The organism is Clostridia bacterium, from assembly GCA_017405765.1.
Taxonomy (GTDB): domain Bacteria; phylum Bacillota; class Clostridia; order Oscillospirales; family RGIG577; genus RGIG577.
The window spans coordinates 1-4,856 of sequence record JAFQZS010000002.1; the positions used below are offsets into that span (position 1 = coordinate 1).

The 4,856-nt window shown below is 50.9% G+C and carries 6 protein-coding genes; 3 read left to right on the forward strand and 3 right to left on the reverse strand.

Translation table 11 applies throughout. From position 1 onward, the window contains the following. Positions 1 to 496: 496 nt before the first annotated feature. Together IJG50_00425 and IJG50_00430 are read left to right on the forward strand one after the other, a co-directional pair. Entirely contained in the window at positions 497 to 892 is a 396-nt protein-coding gene (locus IJG50_00425; GenBank protein MBQ3378313.1) for an NUDIX domain-containing protein, read from the forward strand. A 181-nt stretch (positions 893 to 1,073) separates the two neighbouring features. Beyond that, positions 1,074 to 2,489, forward strand: a complete 1,416-nt coding sequence (locus tag IJG50_00430) for a DHA2 family efflux MFS transporter permease subunit (GenBank protein MBQ3378314.1) — start codon at positions 1,074 to 1,076, stop codon at positions 2,487 to 2,489. 71 nt (positions 2,490 to 2,560) lie between these two features. On the opposite strand, the gene IJG50_00435 is transcribed toward IJG50_00430, so the two are convergent. Genes IJG50_00435 through IJG50_00445 form a run of 3 tightly spaced genes read right to left on the reverse strand, consistent with a single transcriptional unit; the run spans position 2,561 to position 3,656 of the window. Then, positions 2,561 to 3,157, reverse strand: a complete 597-nt coding sequence (locus IJG50_00435; protein ID MBQ3378315.1) for a manganese catalase family protein — start codon at positions 3,155 to 3,157, stop codon at positions 2,561 to 2,563. Beyond that, a complete protein-coding gene (locus tag IJG50_00440) occupies positions 3,157 to 3,438 on the reverse strand; it encodes a spore coat protein CotJB (GenBank protein MBQ3378316.1) in 282 nt (93 codons plus the stop codon). Before IJG50_00440 ends, IJG50_00435 begins: the two co-directional genes overlap by 1 nt. Further along, positions 3,435 to 3,656 (reverse strand): spore coat associated protein CotJA, encoded by a 222-nt coding sequence (locus tag IJG50_00445; GenBank protein ID MBQ3378317.1) that lies wholly within the window; start codon positions 3,654 to 3,656, stop codon positions 3,435 to 3,437. Before IJG50_00445 ends, IJG50_00440 begins: the two co-directional genes overlap by 4 nt. Before the next feature lie 174 nt (positions 3,657 to 3,830). On the opposite strand from IJG50_00445, the gene IJG50_00450 reads away from it, so the two are divergent. Further along, complete coding sequence (locus IJG50_00450; protein ID MBQ3378318.1) at positions 3,831 to 4,355, forward strand: hypothetical protein; 525 nt, start codon at positions 3,831 to 3,833, stop codon at positions 4,353 to 4,355. The last annotated feature ends 501 nt before the right edge of the window (positions 4,356 to 4,856 follow it).

A 4,856-nucleotide genomic window follows, 5' to 3' on the forward strand; every position in this document is an offset into this window, starting at 1 on the left:
CAAAGCAAGGGAAAGGATAATTGAATAGAATGTTATAGAACGCAGTTCTATATCACCTCAACCGCCCCTGCGGGGCACCTTCCCCTCAAGGGGAAGGCTTTAGAACCGCCCGCCGCGCAGGCGAATAGGAGTCTTAGAACCTTGGTTCTAAAAATTTGTCCTTGCTTTAAAAGCAAGAGAAATGTTTCAAAAGCAGCGCTTTTGTGAAAAGTACGCCCCCGGCAGGGGGATAAAGTCTTTAGAACGGAGTTCTAAAAATTGTCCTTGCTTTTAAGCAAGAAAAAGGATAATTGAATAGGAAGTTATAGAACGCAGTTCTAAAGAAACTCCCCGCCTCGCATGAGAGGCGTATGCCCTCCCCCCCTTGGGGGTGTGGGGGGTAAAAATTTTGTTAAAATGTGTATTAAAACCTTGGTTATGCGCTCTGTTTGTGGTAAAATAAACTCAAATAGCAAATTATAACACCTAATTTACTTTAAAAGGAGATGTTTAAAATATGCCTCAGGTAGTTACGGCGCTCGTAGAGGACGGCGACAAAATATTCATCGCGCAGAGAAGCAAAGAAGACGAGCTTCCGCTCATGTGGGAGTTTCCGGGCGGAAAAGTGCGCCCCGGCGAGCCAAGCGACGAAGCCATAAAGCGCGAATACAAAGAGGAGCTCAATCTTGATATCGAGGTGACGGGTCTTTACTCCAAGGGCGTTTACGCTTTTATGAAATGGGAAGTCGAGGTCATAATGTACCGTGCGAAGATAGTGGGCGGCGAGCTTACTTTAAACGAACATAACGACTATACATGGGTCACGAGAAAGGAGCTTCGGGATTATGAAATAATCCCGCCCTATAAGCATTTTTACGATCAGCTTGTTGCCGAAGGAGAAAAAGAAGCATAAATCGTCAAAATAAAAAGACGAACGGACGCGCCCGTTCGTTTTTTTTTGCGCAAAATCAAATAAAAGCGCCCCAAAACTACACTTGTTTCCAACAATGTTTTTTATTGTGTTTGATTTTTTCATCCATATTACTTATTATAATATAGTCAATTTATATTTACTTGTTTGAAAGGATCCCTGCATGAATACAAACGTAAACTCCAAAGGCGTCTTTGTCGTTTTGGTGCTCGGCGCGATAATAACAGCGCTCGTATCCACGGTAATGAGCACCGCTCTGCCCGCCATCATGGCCGAATTTGCCATTCCGGCTTCGCAGGCGCAGCTTGTAACGAGCATTTATTCGCTCGTAAGCGGCGTAATGATACTTGCAACGGCTGTAATAATCAAAAAATTCAGAACGCGCCCCCTCTTTTTAACGGGTATGCTCATCTTCACGGCGGGCGTGCTGCTTTGCGCCGTATGCCCCACTTACGGCGTGATGCTCGCCGGAAGAGTAGTTCAGGGCGTGGGCTACGGCATAATAATTTCGCTTACGCAGGTAGTTATACTTACGATAGTCCCCGAAGGGCGGCGCGGCTTCGCAATGGGCGTATACGGCTTTGCCGTTGTGCTCGCGCCGATACTCGGCCCCATACTCGGCGGTCTCGTTATAGACCACTATTCGTGGCGGCTCATATTCTGGATAATACTGCTTTTATGCATCCTTGACGTCGTTTTGGGCCTTATCTTCATGCGAAACGTGCTTGAAAACATGCCCCAGCGCTTCGACGTTCCCTCAATGATACTTGCCGCCATAGGCTTTACGGGCGTAGTGCTCGGCGTGGGGAATATCGGCACATATCCGTTTCTCAGTATACAAACGGGGCTTTTGCTTCTCGTGGGCGTCGCCGCGCTCGTCGTGTTCGCGCTCAGACAGATGAAGCTTGAATATCCGCTTCTCAATCTGCGCGTATTCAAAACGCGCGATTTCGCCGTAGCCGTTATCATGAGCGTGATACTCTACGGCACGATGAACGCCATGCCCACTATAATGCCTATCCTCGTTCAGACGATAATGGGACACAGCGCCACGATGTTCGGTATAATCATCGCGCCCTGCTCCGTTATCATGGCGGTACTTAGCCCCTTCACGGGAAAGCTTTTCGACAAAATAGGTATGCGCCCGCTTGCGCTCATAGGCTGCATACTTATAACGCTGAGCAACGCCTGCATCCTCTTTATAAGACAGGACAGCCACGTTGTGCTTCTCATAGCCATACTTATAGTTTTCGGCATAGGCATGGCCTTTGTCGTAATGAATCTCGTCACCTTCGGCATGGCGAAGCTTGAGGGCGCGAAAAAGACCGACGGAAACGCGCTCATCACGTGCCTTCGCACGATGGGCAGCGCTTTGGGCACGGCGGGCTTCGTGGCGCTTTTGTCGGCAGGCGCCGAGGCCGGACATTATACGGTGGCAAACGTGCATCACAGCTATATAGGCATGACCGTCTGCACCGCCGTGACAGTCCTTTTGGTATTATTCTTTATACGCGGAAAGAAAAACGAGCAAAAGAAGATAGAAGGCGAAAAGATAGAGGCCGAGGCAGAAGAAAAATAGAGAAAGAGACCACAGGACGAAAAAACACGGGCAGGACGTATAACGACGTCTGCCCGTGCTCTTTTTTTGGCTTACTTATCGAACGAAGGGTTGTATGCGTAATAGTTTTTGCAGTCCAGCTTTGATTTTGCTATCTCAAGCGCCTCGCCGAAGCGCTGGAAGTGTACTATCTCGCGCTCGCGCAAAAACTTTATCGGGTCCCTTATGTCGGGATCGTCTATAAGGCGCAGGATATTGTCGTAGCTGAGTCTTGCCTTCTCTTCCGCCGCAAGGTCCTCAAAAAGGTCCGCGAGTGTATCGCCCGTCGAGGCGATGGTTTTCGCCGAAAACGGAGTGCCGTTCGCATCGGCGGGATATATGCCCGCCGTATGATCTACGAAATAGGCGTCGAGGCCGCTTTCCTTTATCTGTTCGGGCGTCATTTTTCGCGTGAGCTGATGGATAATGGCGCTCACCATCTCAAGATGCGCAAGCTCCTCCGTGCCCACGTCGTTTAGGGTGGCCTTTATTCGGCTGTCGGGCGCGGATATCCTCTGCGAAAGATAGCGCGTCGCCGCGCCAAGCTCCCCGTGCGGCCCGCCCAGCTGCGCCATTATTATCTTGGCCGCCGTCGGATCGGGATTTTTTATCTTCACGGGGTATTGAAGCTTCTTTTCATATATCCACATCAGCCGTTCACCTCCGCATTCTCCGTCTCAAAATCGTATTCCCACGGCCACGGGCCCTTTGCCCATGAAAACGCGCCGTCGTACTCTCTTCCCGCCGCGGTAAGCGGTCCGTATTTTTTTTCGTACTCTGCGGCCTTCGCCGCTTTCCTCTCTCGCGTCTCGTTTAAAAAGGCTATGGCCTTTTCGCATTCGGGATGCGTGTTAAGAAAGAGATTTGTTTCAACTATGGCAAAGCTCATTATCTGTATCTCGCGCATGAGCTTTTCTTTTTTGCCGTTCATTCGGGCGTCGCCTCCTCGCCTATAAAGGGCTTGTCGAGAGCCGTAAAAAGCGTGCCTCGCATAAGCGCCGCCTCGGCGTCGTAAAGCCCTTCCCACGCCTGCATCGGCGCGTATACCATGGCAAGAGGGAGCGGCGTACACGTCGTATACGGAAAAACCGCCGCGTCCGCCGCGCCGCCCAAGCAGCCGCATTTTGCGCTGTTGTTCGTCTGCTGCATCGTTATTCTCCCCGGTCTATCTATATAAAGGGCAAAAGCGGGACGCGCCCGCCGCCCGTGTTATATAATACTATGCGGGCGCGCATGATGTGAATGGCAAGTATTTATTGACAGCCGAACCGCCTTATTGTAAAATTATAGCTATAATAAAACACTTTTTTCGGGAGGGACAATATGAACAGCGAAAGATATGAAATACTCGGTCAGATAGTTGAAGCGGCCAAAATGGTGTGCGCGTCCAAAAAAGTGACGCCGCTCATCCCCGAGGTAAGAAGCAATATAACGATGTGCACGAGCGACCCGAAAACGCCCGAGGACGTTGCGGGCATACCCGGCAGGATAACGGTGATAAACGGGCTTCCCGCGGTATATGCATATCCCGATTGGGCGGCTTCGGTGAACACGTCTTACGTGCTTATAATGATGCATTCGTTCGACAAGAACGTGCGCTCCGTTATGGAGATAAGATATTCGCCCAAGCTCATAGAGGCGCTTTCAAAGGCAGGCTATACGCTCTATGAGATACCCGACTCCGATTCGTGGGAGAGCACGATGAAGAAGGGGCTTACGGCGGGACACAGTGAGCTTCCGATATTCCACTCGAAGGGCGACTGGGCAAGAGAGGGCGCCGTTATCGTATCCGGCCCCGACGCCGTTACCGTGGCAAAAAAGGTGCTCGCCATCGCCGAGCTTCTTTAAAGAAATTCGCATAATAATGCCCGACGCGCTAAAAGCGTCGGGCGTTTGTTTTTGGGTCCCGTGGCCCTAAAGCCCCTTTGCGCCTCTGCCGCGCAGGCGCGCCCCCTTTGTCATCCTGAGCGCCCCCCTTTGTCATCCTGAGCCTCCCCCTTGTCATCCTGAGCCTCCCCCTTGTCATCCTGAGCCTCCCCCTTGTCATCCTGAGCCTCCCCCTTGTCATCCTGAGCGAAGCGAAGGATCTTTCTGCAATAAGATTCTTCGTCGCTTCGCTCCTCGACAATGACACGGGGGGAAGCCCCCCGCGAAGCAGGGAGTTTCATTAGAACTGCGTTCTATAATTCCCATTCAATTATCCTTTTTCTTGCTTAAAAGCAAGGACAATTTTTTAAAAGCTGGCGCTTTTAAGATTTTAATCGCCTGCGCGGCGGGCGGTTCTTTTTACAAAAAAAGAACCAAAATTTCCGGGGGACGCGGCAAGGGGAGTAGCGGGGCAGTAAAGGG